Annotated in this window: 15 protein-coding genes and 1 pseudogene; 12 read left to right on the top strand and 4 right to left on the bottom strand. The window is 60.7% G+C overall.

Translation table 11 applies throughout. From position 1 onward, the window contains the following. Nucleotides 1–357, top strand: a pseudogene (locus AC1RRW_RS21295) (hypothetical protein); the annotation flags it as partial. 112 nt (nucleotides 358–469) lie between these two features. Here AC1RRW_RS21295 and AC1RRW_RS21290 read toward each other — a convergent pair. Beyond that, nucleotides 470–2839, bottom strand: coding sequence for a hypothetical protein (locus AC1RRW_RS21290; RefSeq protein ID WP_492903581.1), 2370 nt, complete (start codon nucleotides 2837–2839; stop codon nucleotides 470–472). A gap of 395 nt (nucleotides 2840–3234) precedes the next feature. Here AC1RRW_RS21290 and AC1RRW_RS21285 point away from each other — a divergent pair, with 395 nt between their 5' ends. The 6 genes from AC1RRW_RS21285 (at nucleotide 3235) to AC1RRW_RS21260 (ending at nucleotide 9099) form a co-directional block, all read left to right on the top strand. Continuing rightward, nucleotides 3235–4038, top strand: coding sequence for a DNA adenine methylase (locus tag AC1RRW_RS21285; protein WP_492903579.1), 804 nt, complete (start codon nucleotides 3235–3237; stop codon nucleotides 4036–4038). After that, entirely contained in the window at nucleotides 4035–4562 is a 528-nt protein-coding gene (locus AC1RRW_RS21280) for a hypothetical protein (protein ID WP_492903578.1), read from the top strand. The genes AC1RRW_RS21285 and AC1RRW_RS21280 overlap by 4 nt, the downstream gene beginning before the upstream one ends. After that, nucleotides 4550–6652 carry a DEAD/DEAH box helicase family protein gene (locus AC1RRW_RS21275; protein WP_492903577.1) on the top strand — a complete coding sequence of 701 codons (2103 nt, stop codon included), beginning with the start codon at nucleotides 4550–4552 and terminating at the stop codon, nucleotides 6650–6652. Before AC1RRW_RS21280 ends, AC1RRW_RS21275 begins: the two co-directional genes overlap by 13 nt. Next, entirely contained in the window at nucleotides 6639–6824 is a 186-nt protein-coding gene (locus AC1RRW_RS21270) for a hypothetical protein (RefSeq protein WP_492903575.1), read from the top strand. The genes AC1RRW_RS21275 and AC1RRW_RS21270 overlap by 14 nt, the downstream gene beginning before the upstream one ends. Then, nucleotides 6824–8755, top strand: a complete 1932-nt coding sequence (locus AC1RRW_RS21265; RefSeq protein WP_492903573.1) for an AAA family ATPase — start codon at nucleotides 6824–6826, stop codon at nucleotides 8753–8755. The genes AC1RRW_RS21270 and AC1RRW_RS21265 overlap by 1 nt, the downstream gene beginning before the upstream one ends. A gap of 62 nt (nucleotides 8756–8817) precedes the next feature. Next, nucleotides 8818–9099, top strand: a complete 282-nt coding sequence (locus AC1RRW_RS21260; RefSeq protein WP_492903571.1) for a hypothetical protein — start codon at nucleotides 8818–8820, stop codon at nucleotides 9097–9099. Between the two features lie 65 nt (nucleotides 9100–9164). Here AC1RRW_RS21260 and AC1RRW_RS21255 read toward each other — a convergent pair whose 3' ends face one another. Both AC1RRW_RS21255 and AC1RRW_RS21250 read right to left on the bottom strand, forming a co-directional pair. Then, nucleotides 9165–9365, bottom strand: coding sequence for a hypothetical protein (locus tag AC1RRW_RS21255; protein WP_492903569.1), 201 nt, complete (start codon nucleotides 9363–9365; stop codon nucleotides 9165–9167). A 69-nt stretch (nucleotides 9366–9434) separates the two neighbouring features. After that, nucleotides 9435–10397, bottom strand: coding sequence for a C-terminal binding protein (locus tag AC1RRW_RS21250; protein WP_492903568.1), 963 nt, complete (start codon nucleotides 10395–10397; stop codon nucleotides 9435–9437). A 151-nt stretch (nucleotides 10398–10548) separates the two neighbouring features. Here AC1RRW_RS21250 and AC1RRW_RS21245 point away from each other — a divergent pair, with 151 nt between their 5' ends. After that, nucleotides 10549–11517, top strand: coding sequence for a Bug family tripartite tricarboxylate transporter substrate binding protein (locus AC1RRW_RS21245; RefSeq protein ID WP_492903567.1), 969 nt, complete (start codon nucleotides 10549–10551; stop codon nucleotides 11515–11517). A 100-nt stretch (nucleotides 11518–11617) separates the two neighbouring features. On the opposite strand, the gene AC1RRW_RS21240 is transcribed toward AC1RRW_RS21245, so the two are convergent. After that, nucleotides 11618–12556 (bottom strand): LysR family transcriptional regulator, encoded by a 939-nt coding sequence (locus AC1RRW_RS21240; protein WP_492903565.1) that lies wholly within the window; start codon nucleotides 12554–12556, stop codon nucleotides 11618–11620. 101 nt (nucleotides 12557–12657) lie between these two features. Between AC1RRW_RS21240 and AC1RRW_RS21235 the strand changes: the two genes are divergently transcribed. The 4 genes from AC1RRW_RS21235 to AC1RRW_RS21220 all read left to right on the top strand — a co-directional run bounded on the left by AC1RRW_RS21235 (nucleotide 12658) and on the right by AC1RRW_RS21220 (nucleotide 15878). Continuing rightward, nucleotides 12658–13308 carry an RraA family protein gene (locus AC1RRW_RS21235; protein ID WP_492903563.1) on the top strand — a complete coding sequence of 217 codons (651 nt, stop codon included), beginning with the start codon at nucleotides 12658–12660 and terminating at the stop codon, nucleotides 13306–13308. A 174-nt stretch (nucleotides 13309–13482) separates the two neighbouring features. Beyond that, nucleotides 13483–14397 carry a transporter substrate-binding domain-containing protein gene (locus AC1RRW_RS21230; RefSeq protein ID WP_492903562.1) on the top strand — a complete coding sequence of 305 codons (915 nt, stop codon included), beginning with the start codon at nucleotides 13483–13485 and terminating at the stop codon, nucleotides 14395–14397. Between the two features lie 40 nt (nucleotides 14398–14437). Further along, a complete protein-coding gene (locus AC1RRW_RS21225) occupies nucleotides 14438–15178 on the top strand; it encodes an amino acid ABC transporter permease (protein ID WP_492903560.1) in 741 nt (246 codons plus the stop codon). Between the two features lies 1 nt (nucleotide 15179). Beyond that, nucleotides 15180–15878 (top strand): amino acid ABC transporter permease, encoded by a 699-nt coding sequence (locus tag AC1RRW_RS21220; RefSeq protein ID WP_492903558.1) that lies wholly within the window; start codon nucleotides 15180–15182, stop codon nucleotides 15876–15878. Nucleotides 15879–15883 lie beyond the last annotated feature (5 nt).

The raw sequence follows: 15883 nt of genomic DNA, 5'->3' as shown, positions 1-15883 counted from the left end.
GACGCCAATTCGCGTTCCCGACCCATCCGCCGCCCCACCGCTCGCCAAATTCACCAGGTATTCGCGGGCGCCCAGATCATTCTGACGCCGGACGACGGCGCTCTCCAGATCGACGTTCGCGGCGATCTGGCGGGCATCCTGACGATGTCTCTCAAGGGCCAAAAGGCGGCCGCCGCGACCGGATCGCTCAGAATGCAAAAAAGCCGCCCTGGAGAGGCGGCTGATTTGGCATCGCAAGTTGAAATGGTTGCGGGGGCGCGCAACTATCTCAACTTGCTTTATTATTCAAAGGATTATTCCCTCTTGTCACAGATGGCTGCGGCGTCTTGTGGTGGACTGTTTCGCAGCGCTGCGTAGAAGCTACTGCTGCCCGAGATCACCGCTTCGCAACATGGCCCGCCTGCCACAGTGCAGGCCGTTTGGCGGAGCCGCTCTACTCATTCGGCGGAAATCGTCAATTGGCTTGACCTCAAGCCGCTTCCCAAACCTGGTTTAGGATCTTGGCCGCCAACGCTGCCTTGTCCTGCGGAAGGAAACGACCGTAGTGGTTCTGAACCATCTCCGGCGTGTCCTGAATGGCATAGCTCGCCTGCTCGTAAGAGCCAGTCTGCTTGAGGATGTGCGTCGCCAGCACGTCGCGGACGTTGTGAGGGCCGTGCGGCAGCAGGCCCTTGATGGCACCGCGGCCGGTGAACGGGTTGTAGATGCCATAGCGCTGGATGGTCAGCCTCCAGGCCTCGTAGAACGTGGTCTGGTCGTAAGCGGGATCCGTGCTCGTCTGCTTCACTGTCTTGACGAAGAAGGTGCCGGAATCCTCGGCTCCTGAGAGCAAAATCTTGCGATGCAGAGTGATGTAGGTCTCGATATGATCATTGAGGCCACCAAGGTTCGGTAGGACCAGCCGGAACGGCTTGCTGCCGAAATATGACGAGTTCGCGTTCTTGAAGGCAACGGCCGGGATCAGAACCTCCCATCCGCCATCCCTGTCACTCCATCGCAGCTCGCCCCGCTTCATGTCCTCAAGCTGGCGTTCCGAGCGTGGCAACTGGCCGCGTGGGCAGACCATCAGCTGCCGTAGGTTCTTCTGCCGCAGCCCAAGGTGCAGGCCGAGGCGCAGCAGGAGAAAGGCACGCACGGCTTCTGCGGCGCCGCGCGGATAGCGAGCAGGATCGGGCATCCGCTTCAGGATCTCCTCGGTGATCTTGCGATACTCCCCGACCGGGCTCGGCGCCTCCAATACCGGCATGATCGGCTCGAACGGATCACGGTGAACTCGCGCGACCCGCTGGATCTCCTTGGCCCGGCCGGTGGCGTGCTTGAAGAAGGCGTCACATGCTCCATCCCAATCGTTCCGCGCGCGTTCGATCTCCTCGGGCGAGACCAAGCCCGGAATCGGACGGACGCGGTGGACGAGTTGTCCATGCTGGCGAAGCCAACCGGTCTCCTGGCGCGCCAAGGCAAGTGCAATGCGCAGCATGTCGACTTCCCAGGCCGTGTAGAAGCCACGGCGGCGCTCGCGCCACTGGACGTACCAGTCCCAGACGCCCGGGAAGACGAGTAGACCGAGGGTCAGGTGCTGGAGCGGAACGCCGTATCCGCGGATAGCGCCTTTCGGCGACGCCGCCAGCCCTCCCAACATCAGACCCAAGTGCTCGATCTTCTGCGAGGTGGTTTCCTCGCCCCACACGCCGTTGCGCTGAAGACCGAATGCCGTGAGCGTCGATGTCTTGAAGCGGATCAGACCCGCCATCTTCATGGTGAGTTGCGGCGGCGCATCGACGACGCCCGACAGGAGATCGGGATCGGTCTCAGGCATCCCGCTGTCCTCCGTGTCACTCTGATCGAATCCCCGCACAGGCTCAGTTCGGCCATACGCGACACCCGGGAATCGGATGGCATAGCGCTGTTTGACCGTGGCGGCCTGGAAACGGCGGTAGTCAGTTGCGCCGCTGATGATCACACGCCTGACCCACTCGACAATCTTTTCTCGCTCCGCAAGAGGCAGAGAATTGAAGTTGTCTGGAAGATGCCAGGCCAATCGCCGGCGCTCCGATGGGCTGATATCATCCAGTTCGTGACCTCTGACGGCTCGGCCCTGATGGGGCAACTTCGCCCGGAAATACCCCTCGGGAAGTCGATAACGTCGCTCGACGCGGCGCAAGATTTCCATGCTCTCGACGCTGATCGGCGCCTTCATGCCCTGAACCCAGCTTCGGATGGCCTTGACGTCGAAGCTCTCGTCGGCGCGGACGATGGCCCGGTGCAGGTGCCAATAGCTCTCGCCATGACGTTGCATGTGCAGGGTCAAGGCCTCGCGAAACGTGGCCGGGTCGTCCCAGCGTCCGTCTATCGGCTGAGGAAACTCCTTCACCGGCTTCGGCTTGGCGCCCCGCTTCTGCTTTTGGCGAAACGGCTCCGATTTAGGGGTGGACGCGGGCGATCCGAAAAGATCCGGCTGAAGGTGAGCCCCGCAGACAGACGGTAGCCGCTTCTCTTTCCTCGAAGGCGAGGTAACGTTGTCGTTGCCTGCCGTGACGCGCAAGCGAGGTTCGAGTTCTATTCTGGCTGCGGCATCGAGCGCGCGCACAATTGCGTCGAGCGCCGGCCGAATCTCTTCCTTGATCTCGATCAGCCGCGGATGAACGATGCCGCAATTCTCCGAGATAGCCCTCCAATCGACACCCCTGCCCCTGGCGGGCGGGTATTCTCGATGGGCGATCAAGCTCAGCAGATAGGATTGGAGGCGCCCGGTATCGGCATGCAGGAAAGGCGTCAGACGCTTTCGGCAGAAGTCGGCGATCTTGGCGGAGAGAAGGTGGGAATTCCATTCGGTATGCATATGACGCGATCTGCCACATAGGTTTGTGAGATCGCGCAGCTACCCGATTCGATCGGCATAAGGCTCCATGCGCTGACGTTCGAAAGCAGCCAAAAAGTGGGCGCTACTCAGAGCCCGCCTTGGGCGTGCCCTTCCGGCCTATAGCGGCAATCCGCGCCAAGAACTCGGAGTGGAACGAGCACAATTCCGGATTCGGCAACTTGCGGTATTGCACTCTTAGGCCGAAAGCCTGTTCCTGTTGCCTTGAGCTTGTCGCAATCTATGAAGGATGCAAAATTGACCGCGGCCATTCGAGACAAAATGCCTACTCTGCTCCTCCGCATTGTTGATTTGGTGCTGCGTGCTGCGTCGCAACCTGCCTGCATCCCACTCTCGGACGCGTGGGGCTGCAAGTAGTGCCGCAATCCAAACCGCTGCGCCCCTTTTTTAGCTATTATGGCGGAAAATGGCGCGATGCCGTCAAGCTCTACCCAGCGCCTAAGCATAATACGATCATCGAACCGTTTGCAGGCTCGGCGGGCTATAGCCTACGTCACCATCAGAAGTCGGTAATCCTATACGAGATCGACCCGGTGGTCGTCGCGGTTTGGAAGTATCTGATCGGCGTCAAGCCCAGCGAAATCCTGGCCATACCGGACTTGAAACCCGACGAGAGCTGCGACGATCTTCATGTGGCGCAGGAGGCGCGATGGCTTGTCGGCTTTTGGCTAAACCGTGCCGTGTCGAGCCCACGTAAGTCGCCTTCAGCGTGGATGCGCGCCGGCATCCGTCCGGGCTCATTCTGGGGCGAGCGAGTACGCAACACGATCGCAACCCAAGTCGACGCGATCCGACATTGGGAGGTCCACAACAGTGGCTATATCGAATGCCCGGACGCTCTAGAGGCGACCTGGTTTATCGACCCGCCCTATCAGGTCGCCGGGCGCCATTATCGCTTCGGTTCCGAGATCATTGACTATGCCGCACTTGGCGAATGGTGCCACGCGCGCCAGGGGCAAACCATCGTCTGCGAAAATGAAGGCGCCGACTGGTTGCCGTTCCGGGGTCTCGCGTCGACTAAGACAACGCGAGCCAGTCGCTCGTCCGAAGTCTATTGGTTGAATGATTTCGCCGCCGAGCAGGACGATGACGGACCACAAGACGAGGCTCAATCCAAGACGCAGGCGGATCTCTTCTCAGATGCGGTGCGCAAGGAATGACTGCTCGGACGCGCCTTCTCCACGCTGCGCTGCTACAGGCGTTAGATGGAACAATCGCGTACAATAGTGAGATCGCGCGGAAACCGCTGCTAGTTGATCTGCAGCCCCCCGAGACGCTGCGCCTTAGGGTCTATATGTATTCGCTGGTCGGCGGCATAGGCGAGCGAGCGCGACGTGAATATAAAGTGGTGCTTCGCGTTCCGGCACAGGATGTCGGCGCCTATGGCAGCTTCGACCATTCGGACGGACGGTTCACGTGCGTCATTGGTTATGACGCCGCGCTCGAGCTGTTCGTGCTGTGGGATGCGAGCCTGCACCCGCGTTTCAAGAATGGTGGAAATTTGCAGGTGCGCGAGGATGTTGTTCGCACGGCAGCGGCAGCGGGTAGAGCAGAGGCAGTCCGAACGCTGACCAGTGGTGCCCGTGAAATCGTGCTTGCCTGTCAATCCACAGGCCTACGCGATGCCCTGCGGCGGCGCATCGCGACTACTGGCGGTCTGATGGAGGGCGAATGCCTGACCTAGCCGCTTTAAATCTGCAGGTCGCTTATCACAAAGGTCGCGATGATATCGCGCGCGACTTTTATCTACCTTGCATGAAGCGCACCATACGCTATGACCGGGCGGTCGGCTATTTCCGCAGCACAGCGTTTCTGATTGCTTGGCCCGCACTTAAAGGCTTTATCGCCCGCGATGCAAAAATGCGGGTGCTTTGCTCGCAAGTGCTTGCAGATGAAGATGTTACTGCGCTCGAGCAAGGCTATACGGCCCGCGCCGATGCGGTACTCGGCGCCCGACTGCGCGCGGAAGTAGCCTTGATGCTCGGAGACCCAATGCTCCGCGATCCCGCCAGGGTGCTCGCTGGACTGGTGGCGAGCGGGACTCTCCAACTCCAAATAGCAATTCTGCGCGCGTCGGGCTCAGCATCCGCGCAAGCGCGGATTTTTCACGACAAGCTCGGCCTCTTTCATGATGCGGCGGGCAATATCGTCGTCTTCAAGGGATCGATGAACGAGACTTGGTCTGGCCTGGCGGCCGACGGGAACCTTGAGTCGATCGATGTTGCGGCGAGCTGGCTCGGCGGGCGCGATCTGGAGCGCTGCCGGGTCGAGCAGGCCTATTTCGACGATCTATGGGCGCGCCGCTATCCGGGATTGCTCGTGCGGCCTTTTCCCGAAGTTGCACGCGAGGAACTCACCCGCGCAGCGCCTGCCGATCTCGACGAGGCGATTGATCGGCTGATCGCGCTCGAGCGCTCGAGCGCCGATGCTCGCGGTCGTGTGCTCAAATCGCACCAAGCGCTCGGGCTTGCCTCCTGGGCAGCCAATGACCGGCGCGGTATTTTGGCTTTCGCAACGGGTGCGGGCAAGACCTTCACTGCGATCACCGCGATCCGCGAGGCGCTCTCTCGCTTTGGTGAAGCGATAATGGTCGTAGTGCCTGACCGCACGCTGTTCGCGCAATGGGACAAGGAGTTGCGAGAGACACTCGCCGATCTCGATCCGCGCATCCTGCGTGCGGGGGCCGGGCATAGTGGTTGGCGGAGGAACCTCAGTTACTGGACCCAGCCAAGCGACCAACCCCGCCTGGTTCTTGCAACCATCAAGACTGCGTCGAGTGCAGATTTTCTCGGGCGCCTGGCCGGCGGCCCCAAGCTGATGCTGGTCGCCGATGAGGTACATCGCCTTGGATCGGTCCAGCATCGTCAATTGATGTGCGAAGATCGGTTTGGCGCGCGTCTGGGATTGAGCGCGACGCCGGAGCGTTTCGGTGATCCCGCGGGCACGTACGCGATCCTCGATTTCTTCAAGGCCATCCTGACGCCGCGCTATAATCTTGTCGATGCGATCCGCGACAGTGTGCTCACGCCCTATTTTTATCGTCCCCACGGCGTCGAACTTGAAGCGGATGAAGCGAAGGCCTGGCATGCAGCCAGCCAAGAGATCGCGCGGCTGCGGGCGCGTCAGTTGTCCGGCGATGCATCGCCCAATCTTGGCCAACGGCTTCAGCAAGCACTCTTTGCGCGGGCGCGGATCGTTAAGCAGGCGCGCTCCAAGGTCCGTCTGGCCGTTGACATTCTCCGTGGACACTATCGGTCCGGCGAACGCTGGTTAATCTATTGCGACGACGGCAGGCAGCTTGCCGAGGTCGACGCCGCCCTTGCGGCAATAGGCATCAACACGGTTCCCTATCATTCAACAATGGCTGGCGATCGTGCTGCGACCTTGCGATGGCTTGAGGTCCGCGGCGGTGTCGTCACTGCGATCAAATGCCTCGACGAGGGAGTCGATGTGCCTTCGATCACTCATGCTTTGATTCTTGCCTCATCGAAGAACCCGCGCGAGTTCATCCAGCGCCGCGGGCGGGTGCTTCGGCGCGCCGAAGGTAAGGCACTCGCCTATATCCATGATGCTATCGTGTTGCCGCCCCTAGAAGAAGACGCCGCCCGTGCGGACGCAGACGTGATGACCGCGGGTGAGCTTGCGCGCGCGATCGAATTCGCGTCATTTGCCGCGAACCCGGCCGCTGGCGCGGACCTTGAGCGATTCGCGGTTCGCGCGGGCATCGATTGGGAGCAGCTGGGTCAAGCCGGAGAAGAAGATGCGCAAGACTGACCTCGAGGGCATCCGCGCAGTAATCCACCGCGTTCGAGCGGAGCGCTTTGCGGATCTGAGCGAGACGTTTCTTGATGCGGTACTCGACATTGAAGCAACATCAGTCGAGGACGATGCCGGTGCGCAACGCCGCATCCGTGAGGCCGTCGCACAACTTGATGAGCAGGTCTGATGCTTCGGCTAAACCAGCTCGAAATCGAAGGTTTCGGACCTTTTGCCGACCGACAGATCGTCAAGTTCCCGCCTGGCGACGGCGTTGTCGTGATCTATGGCGAGAATATGCGCGGCAAGACCACGCTGCTCAATGCGATCCGCTATGTCTTTTTCGGCCGGGTGTTGGGCCGCGCCCGGCGCGAGCGTCATATCCATGTCCTGTCGAATCGCGAACGCGCCGCGCAGAACAAATTCGGGTTCAGCGTAACGCTCAGTTTCGACTTCGATGGTGATGGCTATGAACTGTACCGTAGCCACCGTCCAAGAGTTGCGCAACCTTCGACTGACAGCGACTATCAAAGCGAAATACTGCTTAAGCGTGGACGCGACGTGCTCAGCCAACAGGATCTTGAGCGTGTGCTCGCCCAAATCTTTCCCTGGGAGATTTCACGCTTCTTCCTGTTCGATGGCGAGTTGCTTCAGGAATACGAAGAACTTATTATCAACGATAGCGAGAGCGGCCCCCAGATTTCGAGTGCCATTGAGCGCATTCTGGGCGTCCCTATCCTAAAGGCGGGACGCCGCCACCTGCGCACTCTCGCCGAAGAAGCGCAGCGCGATGTTGCTGCGGAAGCATCTCGACACACTGATACCGCCATCCTGGGCAATGCGTTGGCCCAAGCGATCACAATCCGACAGGCGCAGCGAGGTGAGCTCGAGCGGCAGGAGCAGGAACTGGCCGATCTCAACAAGAAGAAGATCGAACTCGACGAGAGGTTAACTTCGAACAGTCGTGCCGCCGATCTGATGGCGCGTCGACAGGATGCGCTCGATAGGGCAGTGGCAGCGGCCAAGGAACAAGGCCCGCTGCGGACCGAGGTCAAGCGATTAATGGCTGAGGGTTGGCGCGCAGTAGTGCTGCCGCCGGTCCGGCGCCTGCGCGAACAAGCGACCGCGTCGCTCGGCGAGTTGCTTGATGCCAGCGTGCTCGACTTGCGCGCCCGCGCGATTGCAACAGGGCATTGCGATGTATGCGAGCAGACGGTTGGTGAAGACACGCGCGCTAAACTCCGCGCCGGGCTGCAACAAACCGCTTCCCCTACCAGCATAGCTGCGCTGGCACAGCTGCGTGCGCTTAATGGTTTTAACGACACGGACGTTTCAGGCGAAGTGCGCCAGCTTGTCCGTCGAATCGAAGCCTTGCAGGTCGAACAACAGCACCGGACCGAAGAAGCAGGCGAGCTTCTCGGGCAGTTGGCCGATTCCGATCAGGAGTCGGTGCGCAGCACCAGCGCAAACCATGCAGAGGTGCTCAAGCATATTGGCATCGTTGAGAAGGGAATCGAACAACAGCGCGCCGCACTAGAGGAGCAGGAGCGCGTCGTCGAACGGCTCAATCGGCAACTCCAGCAGCGATCTTCACCAGGAAACCTCGCGGGCCTCGAAAGTCGTGCGAAGCTGCTCAGCGACAGCGAAGCTGTGTTCGATGCGGCGATTCAAGAATACAAGCAGGATCTCCGCATGCGCGTGGAGAAGAGTGCAACCGAACTATTCCTCGCCATGAGCACGGAACGTACCGATTATGCCGGACTGCGGATCAACGAGGACTACGGCCTCACCATTCTTCACCAGGACGGCACCCCGGAGGATGCTCGTTCGGCGGGAGCTGAGCACGTGGTAGCCTTGTCGCTGATGGGTGCGCTTCAACAGAACGCGCCGTTACGCGGGCCTATCGTCATGGACTCGCCTTTCGGTCGCCTTGATGATGGACACACCTCCAACGTGTTGCGAGGACTGTATCGAATGGCGAGCCAGGTCATACTGCTCGTGTATGAAGCGGAAGTTGGGCGCGGACGCGCGCGTGAGCTACTTGGATCTCGGCTGCTTGCAGAATATGAGCTCCGTAAGATCAACAGCCGGCGGACCGAAATCGTCGAGGTCCAGCAATGAGCGAGCAGGACCGCCGTAGCATTGGACTCACCCCCGAGTCTCAACGCCTAATGGATGAGATCATGCATCTCGATTGGTTCAACGAGCAGCAGGATGTCGCTCGATTGGCCATGGCTTGTGCGTTACGTGCCGATCTCACACCAAGCAGCACCCCAGGAGTTGATACGCGCTGGAACAGCGGCTTGTTCGATCCTTCGGGCGATCTTATCGCGTTGGTCGGCGCCTTTCATCCCACCATCACCACACCGGTGCGTGCGGCGGAATCCTTAGTAAATTCAGGCCTGCGCATCATTCATGAACGGCTTGTTGCCCGAGGAGATGCGCTTGATGCATTGCTGACGTAGATGTCGACAGCCTACTTCATAGGGGTCTCGGCCCTCCTGCGACCATCGCCTTCCAAATGCTGCGATCAGCTTCGATAGTTATGCGAACCGGCCATGTTGGCCTTGCTCATTGAAGGAATCGATTGGCGGCGGACGGTCGCCCCGGAACCGGTCAGGCGCCCTGAGGCTGTCTCCCCGCCTTCACCGACTTCGGCATCAAAAGCCTGGCCGACTTCATCCGCGAGCACAAAGCCAATCGTGGCGACAGCAAAAACCGCGGCGGGCAAAAGCCCGGGTCATGACCGGACGCTTACGTTTGAAAGACCGGGTTCTCCGCCCTTCCCAGCGAAGAGCCGTCACGCCCGCCCGACCTGCCCGACCACGTTCCACGGAGGCTTTCCCTCGAGGACACGCATGGCATTGCGGGCGACCGTTTCGCGCATCTCGATTTCCGCTTCACGTGAATAGTATGCCGTGTGGGGATTGATCAGGCAGCGCCCCGCCAACCACGGCTCGCCATTGCACCAGGCGTCGATCAATCTGCCGGCTTTCGGCGGCTCGTCAGGAAGCACATCCAGGGCGACCGCCGCGAGATGTCCGGATTTCAGCGGCTCATAAAGTATGTCGAGGTTGGCGATGACGCCGCCCCGGGCCGTGTTCACCAGCATCGAACCCGAGCGCATCCGTTCGATGAAGTCTTCATCGATCATGCCTTGCGTCTCCGTTGTGAGCGGCGCGTGGAGACTCACGATGTCCGTCTCGCGGAGCAGATCATCGAGCTCCTCGGCGCGCCGACAGCCGAATACCTTCTCCTGGCCTTGGGGCAGATAAGGATCATAGAAGATCGCCTGGAAGCCGAGCGTCCGGCATTTGAGCAGGGCACGGCCACCAATTCGCCCTGCCCCGATCATCCCAACGGTCAAGGTCGAGGTCCGGCGGATCGCCCGGTTCACGTTCTGCTGCCAGGTCGAGGGCAAGCCGGCGGCGAGCGCATCATACGCCAGGATTCCCCGGGACAAGGCAAAGATCATCGCCACGGCCGTGTCGCTCACCTCCTCGACACCATAGGCGGGATTGTTGCAGGCGATGACGCCATGCCGGTCCGTCGCGGAGAGGTCGATGTTTTCGTAACCAACGCCGTATCGGATCACAGCTCGAAGCTTCGGATGCTCTTTCAGGAAGCGGTCATCCACGCGTTCCCGCCATACCAGCGCGACCTCGATGTCGCGATGCCGATGCGGGGCATAGGCTCCGCCCAGAATCGCGCGCTCGAGCGATGGCTCCGCGATGTGAGAAGTGATCCAGACGGACTCTTTCATGCGGTGAAAAGAAAGCGCTTTTTCCCCCGAGCCCAATATTTTGAGCGACTACCTACGGGAGCCGCTTCGAATTGGACCGTGCGCGAAGCGGGATGCCCTATGGCGCCAACGAGAATCGGGCCAACGGTCCGAGGCATGATGGGGAAATCAGATGTTCGCTCCTTCCCGGCGGGACTTCGCGCTCGGCTTGTCCGCCACGCTCCTCCCCGTGACTGCACGTGCTCAGCAGTGGCCCGAAGGCGTCACCCAGATTACCGTACCATTCGCGGCTGGCGGATCAGTCGATGCCATGGGGCGCATCGTCGCCGACGGGCTTCGGGAACGCACCGGTTCCAACTTCATCGTCGAGAATCGGCCGGGCGCGTCCGGTAGCATCGGTGCCAATGCCGTCGCCAAGTCCCGCCCCGACGGCAAGAACTGGCTGCTGACCTTCGACACGCATGCGGTCATCCCCGCCCTACTTCCACGGCTGCCGTTCGATCCGAACAAGGACCTCGTCCCGGTTCTACTGATCGGGTTCGCTCCGATGGTCATCGTGACCAAGGCTGACAGCAAGATTGGGACCATCGACGATCTCATTGATCGCGGGCGTAAGGGCAACGTCAATTACGGAACGGGTGGTCCCGGGACACTGGCGCATCTGGCGATGACCTTGCTCGCGAAATCCGCGAACGCCAATCTTCAGCATGTCGCCTATCGCGGCGGCGCGCCGGCGGTCAACGACGCGATCGCGGGTCATATCGATGCCTTTGCGGGATCCGTAACGATCGTCGCCGAGCACGTGAAGGCCGGTACGCTGAGGATCCTCGCCCAGACCAGCGCGGAGCGATCACCCTATCTTCCCGATATCCGCACTCTCAAGGAGGCTGGCTACGAAGGGATCGATGCGAAGTCCTGGTGGGGCATCTTTGCGCCCGCGGGAACGCCGGCCGCCATTCTGAAGGCATTCAACGATCATGCAGCCGCCGTATTCAAGGACCCGAAGGTTCAGAAGCTTCTGGTCGAAGCCCAGCAGGTCGAGCTCGCACTCCTGCGGGATGCCGATTTTGCGACATTCTACCGTGACCAGGAGAAGCGATGGGGCGCGGTCGTAAAGGAGTACAACATCACGGGCGGGTGAGAATAACTCTCTCGGCGACCAGCTTCAGGACCTTCTTAACCATGACTTCACCGAACCCCTTAGCCGACGGCGGCATCGCGATCCCGCAAGCCTCCTTAAGCTATCCGGCGAGCGGTGCCGGCTTCGCCGCATGGGCAATCCTTTCAGTCTCAACGTGTTGCCGAACGATCTCGATGAGGGCGGTGAGAGCGGGATTCTGATCGTTCGTGTTCCACGCCATGCCGATCGTCACCACGTCCACGTTCTGAATCAACGGCCTGAACACGACCTTGGCAGGGCTGAGGCTGCTGATGCTGTTCGGCACGAGAGCTACTCCGAGGCCACAGGTCACGAAGGCGATCTGAGAGACGACGGCAGCGGCCTCGTGAAGGATATGCGGCGAGAACCCCGCTCTGACGCAGGCCGCTATGATGCTGTCGTAGTAGAATGGGCTAATGCGCCGCGGAAATAAGACCATGGGCTCGCCCGCCAGGTCGGCGAGGTCGATTTTCTGCCTCTGAGCGAGCTTGTGTTCCAACGGGATGGCGGCGACGAGCTGATCGCTGACGATCGGTTCGGTCGAAATGTCGGGAAGCGGATTTCCGATGCGTCCGAACACGATGTCGATCTGACGTCCGCGCAAGGCGTCGATCGCCGCCGCGGTGTCCAGTTCCGTTATCGAAAGCGTTGTCCGATCAAATCTCTGGCGAAAATTTCGGGTCACCTCCGGCAGGATGGTGAGCATAGCCGAAGTGATCGCGCCAACGGAGAGAGAGGCTGCCCGTCCGGAACGAGCCTCAAGGACCAAGCTCTCAATCCGCTTCGCCTGATCCGCGAGCCGCTGAACCGAAGGGAGGATCGCTTCGCCCTCGGGCGTGAGAGCAACCCCTCTCTGCGATCGGTCGAAGAGGCGCACCCCCAGGACCCGTTCTAGAATTTGAATCTGCTGGCTGAGCGGCGGCTGGGAGATACCGAGCTTTTCGGCCGCTCGACCGAAATGCCGCATCTCGGCTACTGCCAGAAAATACCACAACTGTCGGAGGAGGCGAAAATCGATCACGGGCCATATGTTTTGTATATCGACTGGGGTTGTCAATAGGATTGGGAAAACCCCCTCAAGCCATGAAATGTGCGCCAACACGCACTCAATGGGCTTGAAAGATGCTGGACAGGCTAAGAAAACTCGATACTTGCACCGTATCCGACGGGTTGGACACCCTCGGTCTGGCTGGCGCCACGATCGGAGTGCGTCCGCTTTGGAAGTGCCCGAAGATCGTAGGGCGCGCGATGACCATCCAGGCCGGCCCCAAGACGAGCACGGCGCCCACCGATCACCTCAATACGCCCGCGATCGAAGCAGGCGGCCCCGAGACCATCCTCGTGATCGCGAACGACGGGCGGGAGGACGTCTCGTGTTGGGGCGACATCGTGTCGAATGCCTCGATCGCCAAGGGCATCCGCGGCGTCGTCATCGACGGCGCCTGCCGCGATATCGACGCCAGCGAAGAGCTCGGCTTTCCGGTCTTCGGACGGGCGGTCGTGCCCGTCAGCGCCCGCAATCGTATCGTCCAAGTCGACTACAACAAGCCGATCAAGTTCGCGTCGGTATCGGTAGCCCCCGGCGACTACGTCATCGCGGATGGAAGCGGCATCGTCTTCGTTCCTGCGGATCGCATCGCCGAGGTGCTGGATATCGCGGAACGCATCGCAAGGAAGCAGAGCGCCATGGTCGCGGCCGTGCGCGCCGGGCGTTCAGTCGTTGAAGTAATGCACGATCGGGAATTTGAGAAGGCGGCCCAGGGTTCGGCCTGAGCGCGGCTCCTGCCCACTCGCGAGCGGCCATTCGGGACGGGTCGCGAGACGATCTTGAGGCTCGGTCTTCAAGAGCCGAGCCCCGGGAACTTACCACAAGATCGACGAGCACCCATCAGGTGCCGCGACGTGCCAGCGAAATGAGCTGGCACACCCATCAGAGAGGGAAATCACATGAAGAAGTCGATGTTCAGGGCTACCTTGGTCGTTGCCGCGACCGGTGCCTGGATGGGCGGAGCGCTCGCCCAGGAGCTCACGGGCACGCTGAAGAAGATCGCCGACACGGGAGAGATCGTGGTCTCGTATCGAGACGCATCAATTCCGTTTTCCTATCTCGACGGGTCACAGAAACCCGTCGGCTACGCGTTCGAACTCTGCAATCTCGTCGCGGATGCCATCAAAGCCAAGATCAACAAGCCCGACACCAAGGTCCGGTACGCGCTGGTCAGCTCGGCCACGCGCATCCCGCTGCTGCTCAACGGCACGATCGATCTCGAGTGCGGATCGACCACCAACACCGCCGAGCGCCAACGCCAGGTCGCGTTCTCCAACACATATTTCGTTGCGAGCAACCGGATTCTCGTCAAGAAGGCGTCGAATATCAAAAGCCTCGAAGACCTTCGCGGCAAGACGGTGGCCTCGGCCGCAGGCACGACCAACATCAAGCAGATCACGGAGATCAATGCCGAGAAGAAGCTCGGCATGAACGTCATCGCCGGCAAGGATCTGGCGGAAGCCTTCCTACTTCTCGAATCCGATCGCGCCTCGGCTCTCGTCCAGGACGATATCTTGCTGTCGAGCCTGTCGGCGAGCTCCCGCGCGCCGAAGGACTACGTGATCATCGGCGAGCCGCTATCCTTCGAAGCGTATGCGCCGATGGTCCGCCGCGAGGACGCTCCTTTCAAGACGGCAGTGGATGAGGCCGTGGCGAAGCTCCTCACCGGGGGCAAGGCCGAGGAACTCTACAAGAAGTGGTTCCAGGGACCGATCCCGCCCAACAACGTCAACCTAGACCTCGCCATGAGCCCCTCGCTCAAGCGGGCAATGGCCAACCCGACCGATTCCGACGCGGCCGCGGCCTACAAGTAATCGCTCTCGACGCCTTGCAGCTCAAGAATCGGCCGGGACCATGAATTACGCTTGGAGCTGGGGCATCTTCTTCGAACCTGCCCCGGACGGATCACCGACCTATGCGCACATGATCCTGGCCGGTTTGAACCGGACGATCATCATCGCGGCGTGCGCCTGGACGCTCGCCCTGCTTATCGGCATCCCGATCGGGATACTGCGCCATATCGGCGGCGCGGCCGGATATCTCGGCCGGGCCTATGTCGAGTTATTCAGGAACATCCCCCTGCTGGCGCAGATGTTCCTCTGGTACTTCGTCTTGCCGGAGTTCCTTCCGGAGCCTCTCAAGACCTTTTTCAAGCAGTCGCCCTCCGCCCCGCTGATTCTCGCGACGCTTTCACTCGGCTTCTACACGGCGGCACGAATTGCCGAACAAGTCCGCGCCGGTCTGAACTCGATTCCCCCAGCGCAAGCTGCCGCAGGCGCCGCGCTCGGCCTTCGCCGTGGCCAGACCTACCGTTATGTCCTGATCCCCAGGGCTTTTCGCGTCATCTTGCCATCCCTGACCTCGGAATCGATCAATATCGTCAAGAACTCCGCCGTCGCTCTCACCATCGGCGTGATGGAACTGACGTCGAGTGCGAGAACGATCCAGGAATTCTCATTCCAGATCTTCGAGCCGTTCATCGTGGTCACGATCGTCTATCTGATCATCAACACCATCATCATCTCCCTGATGAAGCTCATCACTCGCCGGACGGCCGTGCCTGGCATCGGTTCATCCTTGCCGAGGAGTTCTTAAGATGAGCTTCGATTTCAAGGTCATCCTCGACAACATCGGCTACCTCTTCCGCGAGGGGATGGCCTTCACGGTGACATTAACGCTGGTCGCGGGTTGCTTGGGATTCGTCCTCGGGATCGGCCTGGCGGTGGCCCGTGAGTCACGCAGCCGGATCGCCTCCTTCCTGGCCGGTCTCTACGTCGACGGGTTCCGGTCGCTGCCGCTCGTTCTCGTCATTTTCTGGTTCTTCTTTCTCGTGCCGCTCGTCCTGCAATGGGCGACGGGCGCGGCCAGACCCGTGGCCATCGGGGCGACCTGGTCTGCCTACATCACCTTCACGTTGTTCGAGGCGGCCTACTTCTGCGAAATCATCCGCACCGGCATCAATGGCGTGTCGCGCGGCCAATCCGCTGCCGGGCGAGCACTGGGACTGACCGAGCGCCAGATTTTCTCGTACGTCGTCTTCCCACAGGCAATCCGGAACGCGACCCCGCTCATTCTGACCCAGGTCATCATCCTGTTTCAGGACACGTCGCTCGTATACGTGCTCTCGATCACCGATTTTCTGGGAGCCGCCGGAAAAATCGCCCAGAGAGATGGCCGTCTGGCTGAAATGTATCTCTTCGGCGCCGTCGTTTACTTCGTGATCTGCTTCTCCGCGTCCTCGATCGTTCGGTACCTCGAGGGGCGTCGGCTCAAAACCAGCGCTGTCAAACGGTGAGGTGC

It is taken from the genome of Allobosea sp. GW821-FHT12C12 (assembly GCF_058807355.1).
The sequence above is the reverse complement of the archived record's forward strand: the minus strand, read 5'-3'. Positions and strand labels throughout refer to the sequence as shown.